We start from the raw sequence: 17507 nt of genomic DNA, 5'->3' as shown, positions 1-17507 counted from the left end.
TATTTAATGTTGTCTCTATCGTGTTTTATTTTGAAGCAAAAGCTTAGACTATTTTTTGTTTGAAAGGTCTTCGTATTCGCCTTCAATAACACCAGCATCACTGGTTGATGACTGACGAGTGTTCATATGAGCTGAGAAACCTTGTTTCTTCATTTGATTCTGAATGCGCTTGCCAGTAATTAAAGCTGCAATAGCTAAAGGAATAGCAAGGAGCAAGCTAGTGAATAACGCCAATAGGCCAGTAAACAGCGCAACAATCGTAACTAATATATTTTTCATATTCATTCCTCTTTTCTCTATGTTGTTACTATATCGCTTCTATTCTGAACGAAACATGAACATCGTTAATTAATCTCATAGAGTCACTATGACACAGGTGTGTTTGAATTGAGGGTTTATATGTAGTCATAATCACGCACTAAAAATATGGGATTTGCTTTAGCTGTTTAAAATCAGCCACTTAAAAGTTGGCACGCTTGATGCTCTATAGGGTTTGGAATAAGTCACTGTAAGCAAAGTACTTACAGCTAATAAAAATTACTGGGAGCCCTATATGTTCTGTATTCAATGTGAACAAACCATTCAAACCCCAACCTTAAAAGGCTGTTCTTTCGCACAAGGTATGTGTGGAAAAACGTCTGAAGTATCCGATCTTCAAGATGTGTTGGTGCATTCTCTTCAAGGTGTTTCTTTTTGGGCAAATTTAGGTCGCGCTTGCGATGTTATTGATACTGAAATTGATGAGTGGGCGCCAAAAGCATTCTTCGCAACACTGACTAACGTTAACTTCGACCCTGCGCGTATTATCGAGTTTGCACAACAATCTCACGAGTTTAAGCAGCGTCTAGAGCAACAGGTACGTGCGGCTGCTACATTGATCGGCTTTGAAATCCCAGCACTTTCGGCTGCTGCGCAATTCGATCTTCCAACAGATTCTTCAGAGCTATTGGCACTTGCACCTCAAGCTGCGGTAAACCGTGGTCACGACTCTCAACATGAAGATGTGATCGGTCTTCGCCTTCTTTGCCTATACGGTCTAAAAGGTGCGGCAGCATACATGGAGCACGCGCGTGTTCTTGGTCAAACTGACAATGCTATTTTTGCTGAATACCACGAAATCATGGCTTTCTTAGGTACTGATCCATCTGACCTAAAACAACTGCTAGATACATCTATGCAGATTGGCTTGATGAACTACAAAGTAATGGAAATGCTGGATAAAGGTGAGACAGATACATTTGGTCACCCTCAACCAACAACCGTGAACGTGAAGACTAAGAAAGGTCACTGTATTCTTGTTTCTGGCCACGACTTGCATGATCTAGAAAAGATCCTTCAACAAACGGAAGGCAAGGGTATCAATGTTTACACTAACGGTGAGATGTTACCTGCACACGGCTACCCTGAACTGAACAAGTACCCACACCTTGCGGGTAACTACGGCAGCGCTTGGCAGAACCAGCAAAAAGAGTTTGCGAACTTCCCTGGTGCCATCGTAATGACATCTAACTGCCTACTTAACCCAGATGTAGGTTCTTACGCAGACCGTCTGTTTACGCGTAGCATCGTAGGCTGGCCGGGTGTTGCACACCTTGAAGGCGACGATTTCAGCGCAGTAATCGACTGTGCACTGGCGCAAGAAGGTTTTAAACACGACGAGATCGAGCAAATGATCACTGTCGGTTTTGGTCGTAACGCATTGATGGAAGCGGCACCTGCGGTTGTTGAGCAAGTGAAAGAAGGCAACATCAAACATTTCTTCCTAGTCGGTGGTTGTGACGGTGACAAATCTGAACGTAGCTACTACACAGACTTCACAGCTCAAGCGCCAGAAGATTCAGTCATCTTAACGCTTGCGTGTGGTAAATTCCGCTTCAACAAAAATCAATTCGGTGACATTAACGGTATCCCACGTCTGCTCGATGTAGGTCAATGTAACGATGCTTACTCAGCTATTCAGCTTGCTCTAGCACTGTCTAAAGAGTTTGATTGTGGCATTAACGAACTTCCGTTAACGCTGGTTTTGTCTTGGTTCGAGCAAAAAGCGATTGTTATCCTGCTTACTCTGTTCGCTCTTGGTGTGAAAGGTATTTACACGGGCCCAACAGCGCCAGCTTTCCTAACAGAAAATCTACTAAAGATTATTCAAGACGAGTTCGATATGCGTTCTATCTCAACGCCAGAACAAGATCTTAAAACAATCTTAGCGGCTTAATTTAGGCCAACTCAAAGCCCCGTTGTTGTGACGTTTTTCTAAAACAGACAACGGCGGGGTTTTTTAGATTTAAATCTTTAGTCATTTAATCATTAGCAAGGTACACGAACTATGTATGCATGGTCGGATAGCGATTCAATCAATTTAGTGTGTTTAAAGAAATGGCACGAGACGCCAGATACGGTCAGCTTTGAGCTTGGCCGCATTCCACAAGACTTACATTTCAACTTTAAGCCAGGGCAGTTCATTACCTTGGGTTTGGATATGCCGACGAAAACCGATTACCGTGCCTATTCTGTAGCATCTTGTCCTGAAGATAACCGCCTGAAGCTGACGGTAAAGCGTGTGGAAGGTGGTTTGGTTTCGAACTTTATTGTTGATGAACTTGATGAAGGTGATGAGGTTTCTGTATTGAAGCCAGCAGGTACGTTTAACTGTATTGATTGCATGCCAACGGCAACACAGAAAGTAACGCTAGTGAGTGCAGGTTGTGGTATCACACCTGTGATGGCGATGGCAAAGTATTGGTTGGCTCAAGGTAGTGATATTGAAATCGATTTTGTTCACATGGCACGTAATCGACGCGAGACCATCTACTTTGAAGAGCTTAACCAACTTGATGAGACACATGCGAACTTCAATTTAAGATTACTGCTGAAAGACAGTGAAGGAACAAAGGCTCCTCAAGGCCGATTAGATAAGAATTGGTTAGTGAAACTGAGCCCAGATATCTTAGATAGAACGGTTTATCTGTGTGGGCCTGTAGGCTTCATGCAAGACATAGAAAACTACCTGAAAGAACTTGAGTTCAACATGGATAACTTTTATCAAGAAAGTTTTACTCCAGCGACTCAAACTAATGATTCACTAGCCAATAGCAATACTGCTTCAGAAGAATCACAAGCGGAAGCGTCTGCAGATTCAAATGGTGCCGTTAAGGTGTTTGTTCCTGCCTTTGGCGCAGAAGTAGAAGCGGAGGCGGGCACACCACTCGCTGATTCATTAGAGAAAGCAGGCGTTCCGATTATTATTGCTTGTCGCAGTGGGATTTGTGGTTCGTGTAAGTGTAAAGTAACCAAAGGTTCGGTGGAGTCAAGCAGCCAAGAGACTTTGACGCCAGAACAGATTGAGCAAGGTTATGTACTCGCGTGTTCGAGCTCGATTCAGTCAGATGTTGAGATTGAGTTGTAACAGACGTGAAGTGAAGCTTTCCAAGAGTGATGAGGATAAAGTTCTTGTAATAGCGATAAAAGTTAGCTTGCCAGATGTAAAAAGGCCACTTAGATCAGATAGAGAGAGCAGATCTAAGTGGCAACCTTCCTATTTATACGGGGGAGTAAAACAAGAAGGGTTGCAAAGCCCGTTACAGACCCTGCAGATATAATTATTATGTTGTGGAGCTGGTTACCTAAAACTGTTTATAGAATCTAAGGAAGTCATAGAATCTAAGCAATTTACAGGTTCTAAGCAGTTTTTATACTTCAGGGTAAGTCTTGTAGCGCACACCCATCATTTGTTCCATACAGTGAACAACCTGACAGCTGTAGCCAAACTCGTTGTCGTACCAAATATACAACACGGCGCGGTTGTCTTGTGCGATAGTCGCAACACCGTCAACCACACCAGGGTGGCGAGAGCCAACCAAGTCCGTCGATACAATCTCAGTCGAGTCTGTGTAATCGATTTGTGCAGACAAAGCAGAAGACAGCGCCATTTCACGCAGGTACTCGTTCAACTCTTCTTTGTTTGTGCCTTTCTCAAGGTTTAGGTTCGCAACTGCCATTGAAACGTTTGGCGTAGGTACGCGAATCGCATTACCTGTTAGCTTACCTTCCATTTCCGGCATCGCTTTTGATACTGCTTTAGCAGCGCCAGTCGATGTCAAAACCATGTTCAGTGACGCAGCACGACCACGACGATCACCCGAGTGGAAGTTATCGATTAGGTTTTGATCATTGGTGAATGAGTGCACCGTTTCGATGTGACCAGACAGCACGCCAAACTTGTCGTGAACCGCTTTCAATACTGGAGTGATTGCGTTAGTAGTACAGCTTGCTGCAGAGATGATGGTGTCTTCTGGCTGAATAACATTTTCATTCACACCAAATACCACGTTCTTGATATCGCCTTTACCTGGCGCAGTCAGTAGAACTTTCTTCGCACCATTACACGCAACGTGTTGGCTTAGGCCTTCCGCATCACGCCATACGCCTGTGTTATCAACCACAAGTGCGTTTTCAATACCGTAAGCCGTGTAATCCACGTCTTCTGGTTTGTTTGCGTAGATAACTTGGATGAAGTTACCGTTAACGATGATCGCTTTGCGTTCTTGGTCTACAACAATGCTGCCGTTGAATTGGCCGTGTACAGAGTCACGACGAAGCAGGCTAGCACGTTTTTCTAGGTCGCCATCTTTGCCGCCACGTACAACGATTGCACGCAAACGCAGTGGATAACCCGGGCCACTTTTCTCGATCAACAGACGAGTGAGCAGTCGGCCAATACGACCAAAACCGTATAATACAACGTCACGAGGTTCTGTCATCGCATCGCCTTTAAGCGATTCAATGAGTGCAGTTTGTAGGAAATCATCCAACCCGTTTGTGTCTTCGCGATCTTGCCAGAATGCATGAGCAAGACGACCAACATCGATGCGACATGGAGATAGATCCATAGAGATAAGGTGTTGAATGATTGGTTGAGTCTGTTCTGCTGTAAGAGGAGAACCAGTGTAACGTTTTGCGATACGGTGAGCTTTGATGATGTCGATAGTTGTCGCGTTAACCAGGGTCTTACCGAAGAGGATAACCTCTACGCCTTTTTGACGGTATAACTGACCTAAAGTTGGGGCGATGGATTCAGCAATAGTTTGACTAGTTTGCCAGTCTAGGAGGTGCTTTTCGGGACTCATCTTTACTCGGGACCTTTCACGTTAAGTTTCTGCATTCATGGCGGTTGTAGGGAAGCCAATCAGCATAGGGGATTTGAGGCATCAGGCTGTGGTCTTTATTGCCACTTAAATGTGCTTGATATGCCTTGTGTGCAACTTGTAATTTTTATGTGGCAGGATTGTAAGGTACGACGGGTTATTCTGCTAGGAAAAATAAATGCAGATAAATTATCTATAAAATTCCGATAGAGTAGCCAGAAATCAACATTTTAGTGTTAATAAAGGCTATTGACTTTAACAATCTGTAGTACTTATTTTTCGACAAAAAATACTTATCTCAAAATATGATATGAAAACCTGGCCATGGTGAACACTAAAGGTGTGATCATGAACACGAGTTACACGTAAAAAGTAAACGACAAATAAGGCAATCAACGAGTTTTCCTATTCGACCTTTGAACAAGCTGAAGTTGAGTGCGGAAAGTACGTAACGCAAGCGTTTAGGTGTCACAAATTTAACCCAACTAACGGCTTGGTTAATATGTAGAATTATTATTGACTGCTGAATCAAACCAATGAGCTTTCCGGTCCACGCGTTCTATGAGTGATAATAACTCGATAATGCGTCGTTTCTTTAAGCTTCAATTGTTTAAAGCTCAGTTATATACACTCTTCATGCTGATACCTCATTTGTTTTTGGGAGTCGTTCTCCCTTTACCCTCTGATATGGATACCAGCGGCGGCTAATTTGTCATTCTGGGCTCGGAGTATCGTTTGTTCATATCCAATTTGATCAATAACTCCGGTTAATGTCCTATTCTTAACTTAGGCTAGAAAAAATCACTTACGGGAAGGGAGTCGTTATAAAAATGATAAACATGTCAATTAGATGGCGTCTTATTTTTCTTTCCACCGTTTCTGTATTCATCATGCTTGGATTTACAGTCAATGAAGTGTTGAAGAACGATAAAAAAATGAGTCACCTTGAGACAACCCGCATTAAGGTTGAAGCGCTTCAATCTTTTAATACTATTTCAAGTGATGCGTATCGATGGTTGGTTCTGTCTAATGATTCCCCCGAAAAAAGCCAATTACTATCAAGACTGCAAACTGAACTTGATAGGCTATCTCAGTTCGAGAGAAGACTTCAATCGCTCGACATTACTTGGACCGTCGAACCACAATTGTTAGAACTGAAGCGTGTGTTAGTTAGCCTAGGTGGAGCTGTAAAAAGTACAGGCGCAATTCCAAACAATGACAATACACAGCTAACAGAGCGCGCTTTCGATTTGCTAAAAGATGTATTAATGGAGTTGTCCGAATATCACATTAATTTAGTCGATGAAAAAATCAGTCAAACCGATGCGGTGTTTATCAATCTCACTAATTACGTATTTTGGACACAGAGAGAAGCGTGGTTAAGTTACCGCTTATATCGTTCTCCAGAACTGAAAGATCAATATCTGTTGAGTTATGTGGGTGCTTTAGAAAGGCAGCAACAGCTGCTAGCGACGTTTTTTCGCTCGGGTAGTCGCTCGCCTGAAATTAGAACACTATTAAAGACGTTTTCCAAAGACGAATTTCAAGACAGTTTTACTGCACGAATTCTGAAAGGAGATTTCTCGTCACCTGAAATATATGAGCATGTTGAAGGTTTAGAACGAAAGAAGCAGGCCATTTCAGAAGCGGTGAGTGCTTACACTCAACAACTTCAATCTGATTTGACTAGAAATATTGCGTTGCAGAAAAGACAAACTTTGATTATGACATTATTGATTCTTGTCGTTTCAGGTGTTTTGCTATGGTTGGGTATCGCGACTTCTTTACGTTTAAACCGAAACTTATCACTCATTTTAAAAGGGGTTTCTGAATGTGCGGATAGTTACGGTAAGCCTACGGTTATTGAAGTGAAAGGTAACGATGAGCTAGCCGAGTTTACTCAAACCCTGAATCGAGTAATGGAGCGTAATCATCAACACAATAAAGAGCTAATTGAAGCAAAAGAGGATGCGATTTCGGCAAACAAAGCGAAAAGTGCGTTCTTAGCTAATATGTCTCATGAGATACGAACGCCGCTCAATGGCATTATCGGTATGGCCGAGATCTTATCCCAGAGCCAACTGAGTGCTAACCAACAAGAGGTACTCGAAGATATAGAATCGTCTTCACATTCGTTGTTGGTGCTGCTCAATGATATTCTCGATCTTTCTAAGATAGAGTCTGGCAACCTAATGCTGTCGCCACATAATGCCGATTTGCGAGAAGCGGTTTATGACTCAGTGAGTGTGATTTTGTCGAAAGCGATAAGTAAAGATATTGAACTCGATATCAATATTGACGCTCAAACCCCACGACAACTGTTTTTCGATGAATACCGCGTTCGACAAGTGCTGACAAACCTGTTGTCTAATGCCATCAAATTTACGTCTAAGGGAATCATTACAACGGATATTGCTTATACACCGATGTCTATGGGCAGAGGTAAGCTCGAGTGTAGTGTATCTGATACCGGGATTGGAATTGAGCCTGAGAAGTTAGAATCCATTTTCGAACCCTTCACCCAAGAAGATGGCAGCATTACACGCCAATTTGGCGGCACAGGGTTAGGGCTTGCGATTTGTCGTCAACTTGTGGATTTGATGGGCGGTTATATTACCGCGCGTTCGCTGAAAGGAGAGGGCTCGACGTTTACTTTTTGTCTGTATGTCGATGTCGTTGAAACTCATGTCCAAACTTTCGAGACTTTAAGTCATGCGACTATTATCTCGAACTCTTTTAATTATCTCGATCAACTGGTTAAAGAGTGTGGTCGCTTGAACATCAAACCTAACGTTGTTTCATCTATATCGGCACTTGATGAGAGCTTAAAAGAAAGTGACTTGGTTTTTTATTGTCACACGCTACATCACTCTATGAGGAAAGATCTTGCAGCGTTAAAGGAGTTATATCCACTGACACGCGTCATTGTGTGTCAGCATCATTTATTTAAAACCAATCTCATACCAGAATCGGTCCACTCGACCCATACATTACCTTTTTTAGGAAGACGATTCCTAAACAGCCTGCAGTCTCTTGATATAGGTGAAGAGCAAGCACCACAGGTGGTATCAAAGGATGAAGAAGTTCGTGCCTTGAATCGACGTATTTTAATTGTTGAAGATAACCTGATGAATCAGAAAATAGCCAGTTTCTTCTTGGAGCAAGCGGGCTATGAATATTTGATTGCCAGTAATGGGCAAGAAGCGGTCGATGTGATAACCCAAGGAGCTCAGTTTGATGCAATCTTAATGGATTGTATGATGCCGGTTATGGACGGTATAACGGCGACTCGAGCGATCCGACAGTGGGAACTCGATCAGCAAGCTATACCACTGCCTATTATTGCGTTAACCGCTAGTGTATTAGAAGAAGACATCAAAGATTGCTTTGAAGCAGGAATGAACGCTTATTTACCGAAACCTTATAAGTCTCATCAGCTTTATGATCTCTTTAGTAGTCTTGATATCGTCTAGTCGTTTTGTTGCCGAGCTCAGTTTTCATTGAGTGATGTTATTGTGAAGCGCCTTTAACGTTCTCTATAGCGCCATAGAGCTTCATTATTAAATGAAGAATAGGGTTATCTCCAAACGACTGCTAAGTATCTAGCGAACTTCCAAGCCAAGGTTGTACTGGGTAAGGCAACGACCTACGTAACTTATTTTTAGTAATGCAGCTACCAATATGGTACTGATGTGTGCGACGATCTGGATGGACAAAGAGAAATGGTCGGCCAAAGGGTAGGCAATGATAATGCTCAGTAGCATGAGCAAGGCAGTAATCGCTAAACTGAAGTTTGATACAGAAAGTAGAGTTTGAAAGCGTTGAGTCATTGTCTTCATATTGAATTCCTAATTGCCAATAATAATTATGATACTTGTTATCAATAGCAATTAGCGTTCCAGTTGTTCTAAATTAATATTATCAATGCTTTACATTGAATTTAAATACCAATAGGGTCAAATTGACTCGGGTGGATTTGCGGTCATTATGACTTGATCGTGTGCTTAATTACCATTGTCTAAACCCGCAAGTATCGATATGGAATCGAACTCCAGAATATAGCCCCAATCCAACGTTGTTTTTTTGCCCGAATTCAGCATGAATATTTTTAAGTTTAACGTGCAGATCGCTTCGAGAAATGCCGTTGGCAGGAACGAGATCTAAGGCACAGAATTCCAAATGTTTGCTTTGCAGAGCCCCTCCAGCCTGCTGGTTGTAAATCTTAGAACGTTCGCCTGAAACAGGGATAACAATACCAATTTCAGGCTCGATGTATTGTTGTATGTATTTCAAGGTATTGATCATGTTAGGCACGTTTTTCTTATTGGGAAGGGTAAACAAAGTGGTGTTACTCATTGCCCAGTCTGTTCCTTGAAGTAGCACTAAATGCAATGGCATACTTTTGGTCACACCAGCATCTTTGAGCTGTTGCCCAACTTCCTTTACTTTATCTTCTGCATGATTAAGAAGCATCCAACCTCGAAATGCCGATCGAGTTGGAACCTTGTAACCATGAACATCTACTACGAGGTCGTCGTAAGTGATTTCTGTCTCTTCAGTGTAAAGTCTCTCAAATTCTTCGGGGTAGGGCTGAGTTGATGATAGCGCTAAGGTAATCAGAATACTTGCGTACATAGGGTCACTCCATTGCTTGCGTTTACTTAGTAACTTACCTTCACTTGATAACTTGCTGTCACCAAATCATTTACGTTCAATTAAGTATAGACGATAGAATTTACGTACAAAAAAACCCACTACAAAGAGTGGGTTGCTAACATTATTGCAAGTCAATTTACTCGGTTAGATTACTTCTTACCTTGGGTTTGCTTGTCTTCTTCTGTTAGTTCACGAATACGACGGCTGATATCGCGACGCGCTTTAGAAATCTCTGCGCTCTTAATGATGTGGTCATCAACACGGTCTTCGTAGTCTGCTTTCATGTTTTTGATAATGCCTAAGATTTCGTCGTGAGTCATTTCTGGCTTGATGTAATCAAGTAGGTTATCAAGGAGGTCGACACGCTTGCGGTTGTCGCGAACTTTCTTTTCGTTGTCTAAAAGTTCACGCTTAAGTTTGTTCTTACGTCGTGCTTGGTTAACAATTTCAAATACGCTGCTCATAGATTCCTTTTCCTATTCGTCAAATACGTTGTCTGGTTCTGATTAAAGCACATCAATTGATGATGTAACAGTCTTTAGATCAAAGCGAAAGTAAGCTTGTATAATTATTCGGCAGTCTCGCTGATACGTGATTGTTTTTATCTAAGTGTTCACGTTAGTATCCAGTATAGATACTGCATTGATACGAAATGTTAAATGAAAGAACAACAATTGGAAATAGTAGATTCGGTGGAGCATGCGACTGAATCTTCAGTAGAGAAAAACAAGCTTCGTGAAGCATATGTCCAAGAGCGTACTTATTTGGAAGTCGTGGAAATAGAGCTTAATCGTTCTAAGATCATATTGATTGATGAGCAAGGTAGAAAGAAACGAGTACCAATTTTGTCTGAGCACTAGCTATTACTGGCTGAATTGTTAAGTGTTGAGGTGGAATTATCAAAAATAATAAAAAGGAAAAACGATGAACACAGTACTTTCCCCAATTGAAGCGAGAATCATTGGTTGTTTGATCGAGAAAGAAGTGACTACTCCCGATCATTACCCACTGACACTGAATAGCTTAACAACGGCTTGTAATCAAAAGAGCAATCGTGACCCAGTTCTTTCTCTGTCAGAGTCAGATGTTTTAGATGCGGTTGATGGTTTGATTGCGCGTCGCATGGTGAGTGATGAAAGCAGCTTCAACAGCCGTGTTAATAAGTATCAACATCGTTTCTGCAATACTGAATTTGGTGATCTGCAGTTTACCGAGCAAGAGCGTGCGATTATTTGCTGTATGTTACTTCGCGGTGCGCAAACACCCGGTGAACTTCGAACTCGAACGGGCCGCCTAGCGAATTTCAATGATGTGAAAGAAGTGGAAGCTACGTTAGAGAAATTAGCTGCAAGAGAAGCTGGTGCATTAGTGGTCAAACTTCCTCGCGAAGCTGGTAAACGTGAATCTCGTTACCAACACTTGTTGAGTGGAGAAGTTGATGTTGAAGCGTTTGAGACGGCATCTGTTGGCGCGGCTACGCCATCTGCGACGAGCGAAAAGTTTGAAGAACTTGAATCTGAAATCGCAAGCCTAAGAGCAGAAGTGGCGGAGTTGAAAGAGTTGGTTGAATCACTGCTTTAAATGACGACGTCTAATAAAGATGCGGATTGGGTCGTGTATCTGATCCGCAATAAAAACAACGCGCTCTATTGTGGAGTAACTAACAATTTAGAGCGTCGTTTTGAACAACATCAGCAAGGTAAAGGTGCAAAGGCCTTAAAAGGTAAAGGTCCACTTAAGCTAGTTTGGAGTTTTAGTGTCGGGTCTAAAAGTGAGGCATTGAAAACCGAATACGCGATCAAACAATTGCCCAAATCTCGTAAAGAAAAATTGGTATCACTCAAATTAATCATTGAGTGGCAAGAAGATAAAATTCAATATACCGAAGTCTCATAAATCATAGCTAAAATATTCACTATTGAACTAATTATTAAGAATGAAGAATTGTACGATACTTTTTAAGTTATTGATTTTTAATAAATATAAACCGTTTTGTTGTCTTTTTGATACTTGCATTAGGGCCATCAGTTTTTATATCAATATCAGATTGACTAATTACTCATTTGGAATGTCGTTCTAATTAGTTTTAGACGCTATCATTTATCGTCGTTGTCCTACATAATATATTTCAGCCATACAAAGAGATGGTGTCATGCTAGGTTAAAAAATGAGCCAAAGTAGCTCATATAAAACGAGAAAAATATGAAACGTTTATTGATGTTGTTTGGACTTGCCGTATTTTCTGCGTCCGCTCTCTCCCACGGTACCCGTGTCCTCAATGGGTATTGGGAATACCAGGATTATCTTGCTAAATTTCCAGAACAAAAAGCGCTGACGGATAAGATGGTCGAAGCTGTACAAAACCACCCCGTGCCATTAAAGCGAGCTCAAGATAGACCGATCACAATTTCTGTTGTTTACCCTGGCCAACAGATCTCCGATTATTGGGTCCGAAATATCCAAGCCTTTGAGAAACGTCTCGACAGGTTAAGAATTAATTACCAAATAAACCAAGTGTTTACTCGTGTCAATGCGGATATATCTCAGCAGAGTATTTCTTTGCAAGAGGCGATTGAAAACAAGACGGATTACTTAATTTTTACGCTAGATACAACTCGACACCGTAAATTTATTGAGCATGTATTGAGCTCTACGGATACCAAGTTGATCCTGCAAAACATCACCACTCCAGTACGTGCGTGGGCAGACAGGCAGCCATTTATGTATGTGGGTTTTGACCATGCAACAGGCAGCTTGAAGTTGGCGGACTATTTTAAACAAGTGACACCTCCTAACAGTAAGTACTCGGTTCTATATCGTTCAGAGGGCTACATTAGTGATGCTCGTGGCGATACCTTTATCCATGATGTAAACACCGATACTAATTTTGATCTCAAGTCTTCTTTCTACACTAAATCAGATAAGGAAAGTGGTTACCAGGCAGCTAAAATCAGCATTGCGAACAATAAGGATCTAGACTTTATCTATGCATGTGCAACTGATGTCGCTCTAGGTGCTGTAGAAGCGATTCGTGAGTCGCGTAAAGATATCTTAATTAATGGCTGGGGAGGCGGTTCTGCTGAACTTGAAGCGATTGAGAGAGGTGACTTAGATGTTACTGTCATGCGAATGAATGACGATACGGGTATTGCGATGGCAGAAGCTATCAAATGGGACCTTGCTGGGTTGGAAGTTCCTACCGTTTATTCTGGTGAGTTCGAAGTTGTCACCAAAGAAGACTCTCCGGAACGTATTTCAGAACTTAAGAAGCGTGCATTTAGGTACTCAGGCCAATAATGAAGAAAAGCTACGCCAATACACCAAGAAACACTTTAGCCAAATTAATTACCCGTATTATTATTTTAGTGATAGGGGTGATGGCGCTTGGCGTGCTTATTCATAATTATGAGACCAGTAGTAATATTGTGAAACAAGAGACCAATCGAACCGTTCAGCAAACATCAAGCCTGATCCAAAACATGTTCGACTACCGTTTGTCTGTTCTTCAAATTCACCAAGATAGTAGTTCACACAGTCAAACTTTAAGAGGGTATTTTGATACTCATAATGAAGAGGCGTTGAGCTATTTTTTCTTTGGTGTTGATCAGCGGGAGCCTGCTCACGCGCCAGATTTACGCTTTATTTCTACTCATAATGGTCTAGTTTGGGACGATGGAAATGGTCAGTTTTATGGTTTAGACAATACGTCATTAGAGAGTATCTCTAATGAAGTATCGTTCAGTAGTAATTGGCATTTTTTGAAGCTAGCCACCGATATTGGCGACCGCCATTTATTGGCACGAAGAACACCCATTATTGATAACGCGACCGGTGAGGTTCTTGGTCAGTTATATATTGCCATTGTGCTAGACAATAACTTCTCTCTTGCAGAATCTATCCAACAAGGAAGTAATTGCGAAAATATTGTCATCGAGGCTAATGGAGCGCCAGTTACTTCAACGTTCAGTGGTGACGAAAGCTATACGATAACGGATATTCTTGCTTACGAAGTCCATGATGAATTACCTCTCCACTTCGTCACTATCACGACGATTCAGATAAACGCCGTTGATACACCACTCACTATTCGAGCGGTGCAAAAAAACACCAATTTTATTGAGTTAGAAGAGAATTATGAGCGCGCCATTATTGTCGTGATCGTTGTGATCGTCTTTATGTCCTTCTTTACGCGAGCTTGGATTCAAAGAAGAGTTGCGGCTGAGCTCGATAAACTGATGAACTTTACCCGTTCCGCAAGTGACAATGATGAATACAACAAGTTTGATGGTTCCAATATTTTCGAGTTCCATCATATTGGTTGCACGCTAGAAGATACCTTTGAACGTTTATCTGAACAGAACCAAAAGTTCCAAGATCTGTTCAATTTTGCTCATTCACCCATTTTGGTCTGGTCTGAAAAAGGCGATTTGATTCAGATGAACCCGGCAGCTCGCATGGCTTTATTCGATGACGATGACAACTATGGTGCGATGGCTCAAGAGTTTGAGAGTCGTATGTTGCCGAACATTCAAATGGTGGTTCAAGGCGCGAAACTGACGGGGATTAATGTGCCAATCGGTGAAAAGGTGTTCCGTTGGAACATGTCTGCGATTCGCGTTGAACACGGTATTACAGGAGTGGTGGTTCAAGGGCAAGACATCACTAAGCTGATAGAAGCAGAGAGACAGGCTGATCGAGCAAGAGAAGAAGCTGAGCATCTTGCGAATGTACGAGCCGACTTTTTAGCTAAGATGAGCCATGAGATTCGTACGCCGCTAAACGGTATTCTAGGTGTTTCCCAGCTGCTTAAACGTTCTTTACAGGGAGAAGATAATCGGGGCCAAGTCGATGTACTTTGCAACAGTGCTGAACACTTACTGGCGGTACTTAATGACATCTTGGACTTCTCTAAAATCGAACAGGGTCAATTTAATATACAGAAAAAAGACTTTCGCTTAACGGAGTTGGTTAATACGTTGGATAGTATTTATCGACCGTTATGCGAGGATAAATCAGTTGTCTTTAGTATTGTGAATCATTTAGTTGATGACGTTGAGATATACACTGATCAAGTTCGACTTAACCAAATTATGTTTAACCTATTGAGTAATGCATTGAAGTTTACTCATCAAGGCAGCATTTCAGTCAACTTTGAGCTAGAAAGTATTTTTAACTCCGACAAAGCCAGCTTAATTGTGCGAGTCAAAGACAGTGGTATTGGTATTGATGAAAACAAGATCGATGCAGTTTTTGAACCGTTTGTACAAGCAGAGGAGACCACAACTCGCGAGTATGGCGGCACTGGTCTCGGATTAACGATTGTAAAAAACCTAGTCGATATGCTTGAGGGAGATATTCAAGTTCGCAGTGTCATGGGTCAAGGCTCTGAGTTTATTGTTGAATTACCGGTTGAATTGCATTCAAAGTCGTTGTTAGGTTACAAACCACAAGCAGAGATTGATCCTGAAACGCTTTTTAGTCGACCTTTAGAAGTATTGTTGGTAGAAGACAATCACACGAATGCATTTATCGCACAAGCTTTCTGTAAAAAATATGGAATGATCGTGACTTGGGCTAAAGACGGTTTAGAAGCAATAGAAATGGCAAAGGCGAATACGTTTGACCTCATTCTAATGGACAACCAACTGCCTAATTTAGGAGGGGTCGAAACCACTCAGAAATTGAGAGATGAGATTGTTTTGTCAACACCTATCTATGCCTGTACCGCTGACGCTCAGAAGTCGACTAGAAACAGCTTCCTAGCCGCCGGGGCAAATTACGTGATTGTAAAACCGATCAAGGAAGAGTCTCTACACCAAGCTTTTGTACATTTTAAAAACTCTTACTGGGAGCAACAGGACTAATCTTTAGCAAAAGCAAATAGTCGTATGGGATTCCTTTATGAAATTGTGGTGAAATATCGTTTTTATTCCTAAAATTTTATAATCACAACATCCCAATAATAAACTGCTACAAAGAACTTGCGATAAAGGCTTGTTCCAACAGTAGTGTTTTTAGCTCATCACTCATGCTTAAGTGTTCGGGAAATTGGATACCAAAAATCCAGCCTTGACCTTGCTTTTTCTTACTCACCACTTTGTAGACCAACTCACTTTCTAAATGCTCGCTCAGTACTGAATTGACTTTGATCTTCCAACCTATATCGATATCAGATTGCTGTGTAATGTAAACACCACAGCCAGAGACAGAAAAATCCACTAACGTTGCGTCAAGTGACAGCGTATCAAAGGTCACTTCACACCCCAGGTGCACTTTGTATCTTTCGTGTTCGCGGATTGGTTTAGTCGCAAAATTAGACGGCGGGCGAAGAAAAATAAGATGCGCTGGCGAAGTGATATGAGCCAGTACATTGGTTTTAAATGCAATGATATGTCCAAGCTCAGTATCGGTAATAGCACGGACAATCATATCAACATTAGTGAGCTTTCTGAGAGTGAGTGCCTCGGTTGCTTTTTGGGAGAGCTCTAAGATCAGGTACTGATCTTCCTTATAGCCAATATACAGGGTGCTTATTTGGACTGAGTCGTCTGGGCCGAATTCCAACACACCTGCTGTTTTTGTACCGGGTTTAAGGTATCTGAACAGTTCTATGTTTTTATCTTTATGCATATTCGTTATTGAACAATGTTAACCATCTGATGAAATAATATAACGTCCTGATAATACTATGTCATTAGTTTCATTAAGGTAATTGCAGGTGTCGAGTAAAAAGGTGAGGTGTTTTCAACAGGAAACAACAGCTTACTCTTGCCGTAAAACAAGATAGACTATTGTTAGTTGTGTACTTAATGGAGAATGAGTAAATGGAACTGGAAACTTTCTTAGAAAACCTGAAACAAGCACCGGAAAGCGTTCAATTTGAAGATGCAATGCAAGTGATAGAAGCTAGCTATGATTTTTCTGAGAGTGAATTTCGTAATGGCGATGTGGTTAATGCGGCAGGGCAGAACAATGGTTCGTGTAAGATTTTTGCCTTTGGTTTAGCGTTAGGCCTCTCAGTAGATCAAACGTTGGCTTGTTTTGGTCAGTTTTACCGAAATGACGTACTAGATTTTCCTGAGAATACCGACCATCAAAATATTCGAAACTTCATGATACATGGTTGGGGGGGAGTCGAGTTCTCTCAGCCGGCATTGGTTGCAAAAGCTAAGTAATCACTCATTTAGTTAATCGTGTCTTGAAGCGAGATAATGGTATCTCGCTTCTTTTTGCGTTCTAGTGCAAGTTCATAGGCACAAAAACTACTGAACAGGTAAGGCTGATAGGCACTTACGACACAGACAAACACCTGCTTTTGGAATATTGTCGGTGTCTCGCTTCTCTAATTCAAAGCACCAACACGTCTCTTTTCCCGCACTGATATCACATTGTGCAGGCTCATTGCATTCTGGGCATTGATGAGTTGAGCTAATGCCACTCAGATTATTCATCACTGATTCTCTTTCGTTTTCAGATAACCCTTTCCAGCCGATAATCTCATCCATTGTTCGATGGCATCCACTGCATATGCCGCCATTATTTTTACAAGCCGCTCGGCAAGGTGTTTTCATTTATCTGACCCATGATTCATTTGTGCTGAAATGTAGCATATTTGTTTTCCTTTGCAGAGCCCTGTTAACCAAGAATTGACTCAGTAAAATTAACAAAGCAACTCGTAATTTTAAGGTTTTTCATGTAGCATCTCGC

At 41.6% G+C, this 17507-nt stretch carries 16 protein-coding genes; 9 read left to right on the top strand and 7 right to left on the bottom strand.

From position 1 onward, the window contains the following. Window positions 1–48 precede the first annotated feature (48 nt). Window positions 49–279 carry a hypothetical protein gene (locus ACFI6G_RS12295; RefSeq protein ID WP_010428611.1) on the bottom strand — a complete coding sequence of 77 codons (231 nt, stop codon included), beginning with the start codon at window positions 277–279 and terminating at the stop codon, window positions 49–51. A 274-nt stretch (window positions 280–553) separates the two neighbouring features. On the opposite strand from ACFI6G_RS12295, the gene hcp reads away from it, so the two are divergent. Together hcp and ACFI6G_RS12285 are read left to right on the top strand one after the other, a co-directional pair. After that, the gene (gene hcp, locus ACFI6G_RS12290; protein ID WP_010428613.1) at window positions 554–2215 is read left to right on the top strand and encodes a hydroxylamine reductase; all 1662 of its coding nucleotides are present in this window, start codon (window positions 554–556) and stop codon (window positions 2213–2215) included. 111 nt (window positions 2216–2326) lie between these two features. Then, entirely contained in the window at window positions 2327–3406 is a 1080-nt protein-coding gene (locus tag ACFI6G_RS12285; RefSeq protein WP_016769129.1) for an FAD-binding oxidoreductase, read from the top strand. Between the two features lie 283 nt (window positions 3407–3689). Here ACFI6G_RS12285 and ACFI6G_RS12280 read toward each other — a convergent pair whose 3' ends face one another. Then, complete coding sequence (locus ACFI6G_RS12280) at window positions 3690–5126, bottom strand: glyceraldehyde-3-phosphate dehydrogenase (RefSeq protein ID WP_016769130.1); 1437 nt, start codon at window positions 5124–5126, stop codon at window positions 3690–3692. 908 nt (window positions 5127–6034) lie between these two features. On the opposite strand from ACFI6G_RS12280, the gene ACFI6G_RS12275 reads away from it, so the two are divergent. Further along, complete coding sequence (locus tag ACFI6G_RS12275; protein ID WP_016790780.1) at window positions 6035–8617, top strand: ATP-binding protein; 2583 nt, start codon at window positions 6035–6037, stop codon at window positions 8615–8617. A gap of 129 nt (window positions 8618–8746) precedes the next feature. Here the strand turns inward: ACFI6G_RS12275 and ACFI6G_RS12270 are convergent, their stop codons facing one another. The 3 genes from ACFI6G_RS12270 to ACFI6G_RS12260 all read right to left on the bottom strand — a co-directional run bounded on the left by ACFI6G_RS12270 (window position 8747) and on the right by ACFI6G_RS12260 (window position 10264). Beyond that, window positions 8747–8983, bottom strand: coding sequence for a hypothetical protein (locus tag ACFI6G_RS12270; RefSeq protein WP_462710283.1), 237 nt, complete (start codon window positions 8981–8983; stop codon window positions 8747–8749). A 169-nt stretch (window positions 8984–9152) separates the two neighbouring features. Continuing rightward, window positions 9153–9779, bottom strand: coding sequence for a D-Ala-D-Ala carboxypeptidase family metallohydrolase (locus ACFI6G_RS12265; RefSeq protein WP_016769133.1), 627 nt, complete (start codon window positions 9777–9779; stop codon window positions 9153–9155). Window positions 9780–9949: 170 nt separating this feature from the next. Further along, window positions 9950–10264: a DUF496 family protein gene (locus ACFI6G_RS12260; protein ID WP_004730049.1), complete on the bottom strand. Its 315-nt coding sequence runs from the start codon at window positions 10262–10264 to the stop codon at window positions 9950–9952. A 195-nt stretch (window positions 10265–10459) separates the two neighbouring features. On the opposite strand from ACFI6G_RS12260, the gene ACFI6G_RS12255 reads away from it, so the two are divergent. The 5 genes from ACFI6G_RS12255 to luxQ all read left to right on the top strand — a co-directional run bounded on the left by ACFI6G_RS12255 (window position 10460) and on the right by luxQ (window position 15664). Next, entirely contained in the window at window positions 10460–10660 is a 201-nt protein-coding gene (locus ACFI6G_RS12255) for a hypothetical protein (RefSeq protein WP_016769134.1), read from the top strand. A 64-nt stretch (window positions 10661–10724) separates the two neighbouring features. Next, window positions 10725–11381, top strand: a complete 657-nt coding sequence (locus tag ACFI6G_RS12250) for a YceH family protein (protein WP_010428637.1) — start codon at window positions 10725–10727, stop codon at window positions 11379–11381. Further along, entirely contained in the window at window positions 11382–11696 is a 315-nt protein-coding gene (locus ACFI6G_RS12245) for a GIY-YIG nuclease family protein (protein ID WP_010428640.1), read from the top strand. A 306-nt stretch (window positions 11697–12002) separates the two neighbouring features. Beyond that, window positions 12003–13097, top strand: a complete 1095-nt coding sequence (locus tag ACFI6G_RS12240) for an autoinducer 2-binding periplasmic protein LuxP (RefSeq protein WP_010428642.1) — start codon at window positions 12003–12005, stop codon at window positions 13095–13097. After that, a complete protein-coding gene (luxQ, locus tag ACFI6G_RS12235) occupies window positions 13097–15664 on the top strand; it encodes a quorum-sensing autoinducer 2 sensor kinase/phosphatase LuxQ (protein ID WP_016769136.1) in 2568 nt (855 codons plus the stop codon). The genes ACFI6G_RS12240 and luxQ overlap by 1 nt, the downstream gene beginning before the upstream one ends. 106 nt (window positions 15665–15770) lie before the next feature. Here luxQ and ACFI6G_RS12230 read toward each other — a convergent pair whose 3' ends face one another. Beyond that, the gene (locus ACFI6G_RS12230) at window positions 15771–16430 is read right to left on the bottom strand and encodes a PilZ domain-containing protein (protein ID WP_010428648.1); all 660 of its coding nucleotides are present in this window, start codon (window positions 16428–16430) and stop codon (window positions 15771–15773) included. A gap of 194 nt (window positions 16431–16624) precedes the next feature. On the opposite strand from ACFI6G_RS12230, the gene ACFI6G_RS12225 reads away from it, so the two are divergent. Beyond that, window positions 16625–16975: a HopJ type III effector protein gene (locus tag ACFI6G_RS12225; RefSeq protein WP_016792286.1), complete on the top strand. Its 351-nt coding sequence runs from the start codon at window positions 16625–16627 to the stop codon at window positions 16973–16975. 87 nt (window positions 16976–17062) lie between these two features. On the opposite strand, the gene ACFI6G_RS12220 is transcribed toward ACFI6G_RS12225, so the two are convergent. Further along, window positions 17063–17371: a DUF1289 domain-containing protein gene (locus ACFI6G_RS12220; protein ID WP_080573667.1), complete on the bottom strand. Its 309-nt coding sequence runs from the start codon at window positions 17369–17371 to the stop codon at window positions 17063–17065. Between the last annotated feature and the right edge of the window lie 136 nt (window positions 17372–17507).

It is taken from the genome of Vibrio sp. PSi01 (genome assembly GCF_054960695.1).
Note: the sequence above shows the minus strand (reverse complement) of the source record. Positions and strands in the feature narration are given on the sequence as shown.

Excerpts from the sequence above, each read along its gene's own strand:
- ACFI6G_RS12295 (WP_010428611.1), bottom strand. The coding sequence starts at position 279 with ATGAAAAATATATTAGTTACGATTGTTGCGCTGTTTACTGGCCTATTG.
- hcp (WP_010428613.1), top strand. The coding sequence starts at position 554 with ATGTTCTGTATTCAATGTGAACAAACCATTCAAACCCCAACCTTAAAA.
- ACFI6G_RS12285 (WP_016769129.1), top strand. The coding sequence starts at position 2,327 with ATGTATGCATGGTCGGATAGCGATTCAATCAATTTAGTGTGTTTAAAG.
- ACFI6G_RS12280 (WP_016769130.1), bottom strand. The coding sequence starts at position 5,126 with ATGAGTCCCGAAAAGCACCTCCTAGACTGGCAAACTAGTCAAACTATT.
- ACFI6G_RS12275 (WP_016790780.1), top strand. The coding sequence starts at position 6,035 with ATGCTTGGATTTACAGTCAATGAAGTGTTGAAGAACGATAAAAAAATG.
- ACFI6G_RS12270 (WP_462710283.1), bottom strand. The coding sequence starts at position 8,983 with ATGAAGACAATGACTCAACGCTTTCAAACTCTACTTTCTGTATCAAAC.
- ACFI6G_RS12265 (WP_016769133.1), bottom strand. The coding sequence starts at position 9,779 with ATGTACGCAAGTATTCTGATTACCTTAGCGCTATCATCAACTCAGCCC.
- ACFI6G_RS12260 (WP_004730049.1), bottom strand. The coding sequence starts at position 10,264 with ATGAGCAGCGTATTTGAAATTGTTAACCAAGCACGACGTAAGAACAAA.
- ACFI6G_RS12255 (WP_016769134.1), top strand. The coding sequence starts at position 10,460 with ATGAAAGAACAACAATTGGAAATAGTAGATTCGGTGGAGCATGCGACT.
- ACFI6G_RS12250 (WP_010428637.1), top strand. The coding sequence starts at position 10,725 with ATGAACACAGTACTTTCCCCAATTGAAGCGAGAATCATTGGTTGTTTG.
- ACFI6G_RS12245 (WP_010428640.1), top strand. The coding sequence starts at position 11,382 with ATGACGACGTCTAATAAAGATGCGGATTGGGTCGTGTATCTGATCCGC.
- ACFI6G_RS12240 (WP_010428642.1), top strand. The coding sequence starts at position 12,003 with ATGAAACGTTTATTGATGTTGTTTGGACTTGCCGTATTTTCTGCGTCC.
- luxQ (WP_016769136.1), top strand. The coding sequence starts at position 13,097 with ATGAAGAAAAGCTACGCCAATACACCAAGAAACACTTTAGCCAAATTA.
- ACFI6G_RS12230 (WP_010428648.1), bottom strand. The coding sequence starts at position 16,430 with ATGCATAAAGATAAAAACATAGAACTGTTCAGATACCTTAAACCCGGT.
- ACFI6G_RS12225 (WP_016792286.1), top strand. The coding sequence starts at position 16,625 with ATGGAACTGGAAACTTTCTTAGAAAACCTGAAACAAGCACCGGAAAGC.
- ACFI6G_RS12220 (WP_080573667.1), bottom strand. The coding sequence starts at position 17,371 with ATGAAAACACCTTGCCGAGCGGCTTGTAAAAATAATGGCGGCATATGC.